This window comes from Otariodibacter sp., assembly GCF_029256985.1.
Taxonomy (GTDB): domain Bacteria; phylum Pseudomonadota; class Gammaproteobacteria; order Enterobacterales; family Pasteurellaceae; genus Otariodibacter.
The window spans coordinates 1-5579 of record NZ_JARIDQ010000071.1 but is presented as its reverse complement, the minus strand read 5'-3'; the positions used below and the strand labels follow the sequence as shown (position 1 = coordinate 5579).

At 33.0% G+C, this 5579-nt stretch carries 5 protein-coding genes and 2 pseudogenes; 6 read left to right on the top strand and 1 reads right to left on the bottom strand.

Features of this window, described 5'->3' with window-relative positions; genetic code table 11:
* Window positions 1-245, top strand: a pseudogene (locus Q1J40_RS07160) (murein biosynthesis integral membrane protein MurJ); the annotation flags it as partial.
* Between the two features lie 5 nt (window positions 246-250).
* Here Q1J40_RS07160 and Q1J40_RS07155 read toward each other — a convergent pair.
* A complete protein-coding gene (locus tag Q1J40_RS07155; RefSeq protein WP_301099422.1) occupies window positions 251-1147 on the bottom strand; it encodes a LysR family transcriptional regulator in 897 nt (298 codons plus the stop codon).
* Between the two features lie 289 nt (window positions 1148-1436).
* On the opposite strand from Q1J40_RS07155, the gene atoD reads away from it, so the two are divergent.
* The 5 genes and pseudogenes from atoD to Q1J40_RS07130 form a co-directional block, all read left to right on the top strand.
* The gene (atoD, locus tag Q1J40_RS07150) at window positions 1437-2096 is read left to right on the top strand and encodes an acetate CoA-transferase subunit alpha (protein WP_301099421.1); all 660 of its coding nucleotides are present in this window, start codon (window positions 1437-1439) and stop codon (window positions 2094-2096) included.
* Window positions 2097-2109: 13 nt separating this feature from the next.
* On the top strand, window positions 2110-2775 hold the full coding sequence (locus Q1J40_RS07145) for a 3-oxoacid CoA-transferase subunit B (protein ID WP_301099420.1): 666 nt from the start codon (window positions 2110-2112) through the stop codon (window positions 2773-2775).
* 2 nt (window positions 2776-2777) lie between these two features.
* Window positions 2778-4121, top strand: a complete 1344-nt coding sequence (locus tag Q1J40_RS07140; RefSeq protein ID WP_301099419.1) for a TIGR00366 family protein — start codon at window positions 2778-2780, stop codon at window positions 4119-4121.
* A gap of 22 nt (window positions 4122-4143) precedes the next feature.
* Window positions 4144-5325: an acetyl-CoA C-acetyltransferase gene (locus Q1J40_RS07135; protein WP_301099418.1), complete on the top strand. Its 1182-nt coding sequence runs from the start codon at window positions 4144-4146 to the stop codon at window positions 5323-5325.
* A gap of 128 nt (window positions 5326-5453) precedes the next feature.
* A pseudogene (locus Q1J40_RS07130) lies at window positions 5454-5579 on the top strand (MFS transporter); the annotation flags it as partial.

Sequence of the window (5579 nt, the reverse complement as noted above, 5' to 3'; positions counted from 1 at the left end):
TAGTAAAAAATAATATTTATAAAGTGAGTATAAAAACAGCAATATTTACCCTTAAATTATTGATTGCTGGTTGTATGATGGGTGCAATTGTTTCCTATTTTTCACCAGATTTAATTCAATGGGCATCACTTACAATTTTTGGAAAAGTTCATTGGCTACTGTGGTTGATTACCCTTGCTGCAATAATATATTTCGGTATCCTTCTTTTATTAGGTATCCGCCAAAGAGATTTAAAGGTGGATTAAAAACTTTATCTAACAAATGATTTAAGTAAGGAATCAAATATATAATTTTCTGTATTAGTATAGTTATTCTTTTTTAATCTACATAGAGTGACAATCCATGGGATAGGTTCTTCTATACGACGACAAATAAAATTAGGAGAATTAAATTGTTCTGCTATGGGTAGGGGAAGAATTGTTAATAATTCTTTATTGATTTTAACAGAGTTTAGCAAAAAATCCCAAGAACTAGATTTTAGAATCAAATGAGGATAAATATTGTGCCTTTCAAAAGCTTCTTTTAATTGGTGATGTATCATAAAACTATCATCAAAAATGGCTATTTTTTGGTTATGAAGATCTTGCCAAGTAATATATTCTTTTTTAGCTAATTCGTGTTGTGGAGATATAAATAATGATAGCTCAGAATTTAGTAGATCAAAAGAATCAATGATATTCTTTGATATATGTTCTGGTGAAAGTAAAATTGCTAACTGTATATTCTCTAATAATAGTTCGTTTTTTAATAAATATGCACCTTGTTCCTTAATTGTAAAATTTATGTTGGAATTTTTTAAAATTAATTGAGGCATTATTTTAGAAAAAACAATAGATAGAACAAGAGGAGGAATACCAATTATTATATTTCCTGTAATCTTTTTAGTCATAGTATGAAGATTTAGATACATTTCATTATATTTTTTTACAACTTCTTGTGCATCATAATAATAATGTTCACCAATGTATGTTAATCCGATAATTTTCCCTTTTGAACGTTTAAATAACTGTATATTTTCTTTATTTTCAAAATCACTTAACATCATACTCAGTGCGGGTTGAGATATATAAAGATTTTTGGATGTTTTACTAAGATTAAAATCATTATCTATAATTGAAATAAAGTATCTTAAGTGTCGTATATCCATTTTTAAACCTCTATCTTTAAAAAAATTAATTATTTTTCTATTAGAGTACTGATAATTTATTCTTGTGTCAATTTTCATACTATAAATAAAATTTATACAGCTTTAAAAAATCAATATTTCTTTTCTTATTATTTTCCTGTTAGCCTTTTATACATATTAACAAACATGTGCAATTCTTTATTGTTAAGGAGGGTTGTATTATTTTTGATTGTTTTAAATAAAGTTAATTTATACATTTCTTATTTTAATAAATATTAATTTTTTAATTAAATTATGAATGAGGTTATCAATGAGTAATAAAAGAATTTCAATAGAAAATGTTAAAGAACATTTATTTGATGGTATGTCCATAATGTTTGGTGGCTTCATGGGGATTGGAACTCCAACTAAATTAGTCAAGGCAATTTTAGATTCAGGCGTTAAAGATCTGACTATTATTGGGAATGATACAGCATTTGTTGATACTGGAGTTGGTCCATTGATTGCACATAACAGAGTAAGAAAAGTTATTGCTTCTCATATTGGTACAAATCCTGAAACAGGTAAAAAGATGATTTCTGGTGAAATCGACGTAGAACTCGTTCCTCAAGGAACATTAGCCGAACGCGTTCGGGCTGGAGGGGCTGGTTTAGGTGGAATATTAACCCCAACAGGACTTGGTACAGTAGTAGAGGAAGGAAAACAAAAATTATCGATTGATGGCTCTGAATATTTATTAGAACTACCTCTTAAAGCAGATTTAGCAATTGTTCAAGCTAAAAGATCTGATGATGAAGGTAATTTAGTTTATGAATTATCTGCTCAAAATTTTAATCCTTTAATTGCGTTAGCTGCAAAAAAAGTAATTGTTGAAGCTGATGTAGTTGTGAGAACTGGAGAAATGTTACCTGATGATGTAGTGACTCCAGGAGCACTTATTGACCATATTATTTATCCAGATCATAACTAAGAGGAATATTGAAATGAATGCTAAAGAGTTAATTGCTAGACGAATTGCCATGGAGTTAAAAGACGGTGATATTGTGAACCTCGGTATTGGATTACCTACACAAGTTGCTAATTATTTACCAAATGATATTAATATTACATTGCAATCTGAAAATGGTTTTTTAGGATTAGTTGCTTTTAATCCAGATATGGCAAATCCTAATATAGTCAATGCAGGAGGACAGCCATGTTCAATTAAAAAAGGCGGTGCAACATTTGATAGTGCATTCTCATTTGCTTTAATTCGGGGAGGGCATGTGGATGCCTGTGTGTTAGGAGGATTAGAGGTTGATCAAGAAGCTAATCTAGCAAACTGGATGGTTCCTGGGAAAATGGTTCCAGGAATGGGGGGAGCTATGGATTTAGTGACTGGTGCTAAAAAGGTTATCATCGGAATGGAACATTGCACTAAGGCTGGAACTTCTAAAATTCTTAAAAAATGTACTTTGCCTCTAACCGCTAAAAGTAAAGTTTCTACGATTGTAACAGAGCTTGCAGTTTTTAACTTTGTGGACAAAAAGCTTATTTTAGCTGAATTCGCACCTGGAGTTGATATAGAAACAATTAGAAATAATACAGAAGCAGATTTTACGATTGCTGATGATATTCATGAAATGAAACTTAGCCAAAGAGGATTGTGATTATGATTAGCAAAGTATCTCGATTAATGACTTATATTGTCAGTAAATATCTACCAGATCCTCTTATTTTTGCAGTACTTCTTACATTTCTAACCTTCTTATTTGCTTTAGGGCTTACCGATAGCACTCCTGTTGATTTAGTTAATATGTGGGGTGATGGATTCTGGAATTTACTTGGTTTTGGAATGCAAATGGCTTTAATTGTTGTAACGGGTAATGCTTTAGCCTCATCTCCTCAAATCAAGTCATTTTTGGGACAAGCTGCATCTATAGCTAGGACTCCTGCTCAAGGTGTAATGCTTGTAACATTTATGGGAGGATTAGCCTGTATTATCAATTGGGGATTTGGTCTCGTTGTTGGTGCGATGTTTGCTAAAGAAGTTGCTCGGAGAATTAAGGGAACCGATTATGCTCTTTTAATTGCCTGTGCTTATATTGGTTTTATGACTTGGGGTGGTGGATTATCTGGTTCTATGCCGTTACTTGCAGCTACGCCAGGTAATCCTGTTGCACATTTGATGGTGACTGATGCTAATCCTCAAGGAATTATACCAGCCACAGAGACATTATTTTCTGGATACAACTTATTTATTATTGGTTCATTATTATTTTTATTACCTTTAATTACATTAATGATGACTCCGAAGGAGGGAAATGTTAGAAGCATAGATCCTAGTTTACTTGCTCCAGAGCCTAGTTTTAAAAAAGAATTATCTTTATCTGCAACATTTGCAGAGCGTTTAGAAGAAAGTCGAGTTTTAGCTTATATCATTGGTGGATTAGGATATATTTATTTAGGTATAAACTTTTATAAGAATGGTTTTAATTTAACGATCAATAACGTGAATTTTATATTTCTTATAACTGGTATTATCTTACATGGTTCTCCAATGTCCTATATGAGAGCCATTGTAAATGCAACTAGAAGTACCGCAGGTATTCTAATTCAATTCCCATTCTATGCGGGTGTTCAATTAATGATGGAGCATTCAGGATTAGGTGGACTTATCACTGAATTTTTCATCAATATCGCAAATAAAGATACATTTCCTCTTTTAACTTTTTTCAGCTCAGCCTTAATTAATTTTGCAGTACCTTCCGGTGGTGGTCATTGGGTGATTCAAGGTCCATTTGTTATTCCTGCAGCACAAGCATTAGGTGCAGATCTTGGTAAATCAGCGATGGCAATTGCATATGGTGAGCAGTGGATGAATATGGCACAACCTTTCTGGGCATTACCTGCACTCGGTATCGCTGGATTAGGTGTGAGAGATATTATGGGGTATTGCATGACTGTATTGATCTTCACTACGCCAATATTTGTTATCGGATTGTATTTTCTATAATTAATTCTTAAGGAGAACAAAAATGAATAATGTTGTTATTGTTAGTGCGGCTAGAACGGCGATTGGAAGTTTTAATGGCTCTCTTGCTAAAGTTAGTGCGGTTGATCTTGGTGCGACTGTAATTAAAGAGGTCATGGCAAGAGTAGATTTAGCTCCATCATCTGTAGATGAAATTATTATGGGAAACGTATTACAAGCAGGGCTGGGGCAAAACCCTGCTCGACAGTCAGCGTTGAAGGCAGGTATTCCTGAACAAATCTCTGCATTGACAATTAATAAAGTATGTGGCTCAGGGTTAAAAAGTGTAGTGTTAGGAGCTCAAGCTATAACAAGTGGAGATGCAGATATTGTTGTTGTTGGCGGTATGGAAAACATGAGCCAAGCTCCGCATATATTAGACAGTAAAGTACGATTAGGAGCAAAAATGGGTAACTTATCTTTAAGAGACTCAATGATTGAAGATGGTTTAACCTGTGCTATAAATCATTACCATATGGGAATAACTGCAGAAAATGTAGCTGAGCAATATGGTATTACAAGAGAAGAACAAGATAATATTGCGTTACGTTCTCAGTCTTTAGCAAAACAGGCGATAACCTCAGGTGCTTTTGATCGAGAAATTGTTCCTGTTGTGGTAAAAAATAGAAAAGGCGATGTTATTTTTACAACAGATGAATATCCAAAATTTGAGTCTACCCTTGAAGGTTTATCTAAATTAAAACCTGCATTTAAAAAAGAAGGAACAGTGACTGCGGGTAATGCATCTGGCATAAATGATGGTGCGGCAGCATTATTACTTATGAGTGAGAGTAAAGCCCTTTCATTAGGATTAAAACCATTAGCATATATTCGTAGTTATGCTAATTCTGGTGTAGATCCTTCAGTAATGGGATTAGGCCCAATACCAGCAACGAAGAAAGCATTAAATAAAGCTAAGTTAACATTGAATGATATTGATCTCATTGAAGCTAATGAAGCTTTTGCTGCACAATTTATTGCTGTAGGAAAAGAGTTAGATTTTGATATGAGTAAGGTAAATATTAACGGAGGTGCTATCGCATTGGGTCATCCTATTGGTGCGAGTGGAGCTAGAATATTAGTTACCTTATTACATAGTATGATAAATAGAGATATGAGATTGGGTTTAGCGACTTTATGCATTGGTGGAGGACAAGGAATCTCTGTCATTATTGAACGAAAATAATCTGATTATTACCAATCATATTCTAAGGCAATCTTATAGCAAGGTTGCCTTTTATTTTATAGAAAAGTATTGGAGAAGAATCCTCTTATAAATATAATGAAAAATTGCAATTTATATACTTTAAATCTATGTCTCTAGAAAACTTACTGTTATGGCGAAGGTTTATTTCAACTTTAGCCTTTTTTTCTATGCAAAGTGTTTTTTTTGTGTATTTACAACAAAAAGGACTTTCCAATGCACAGATTGCATTTTCT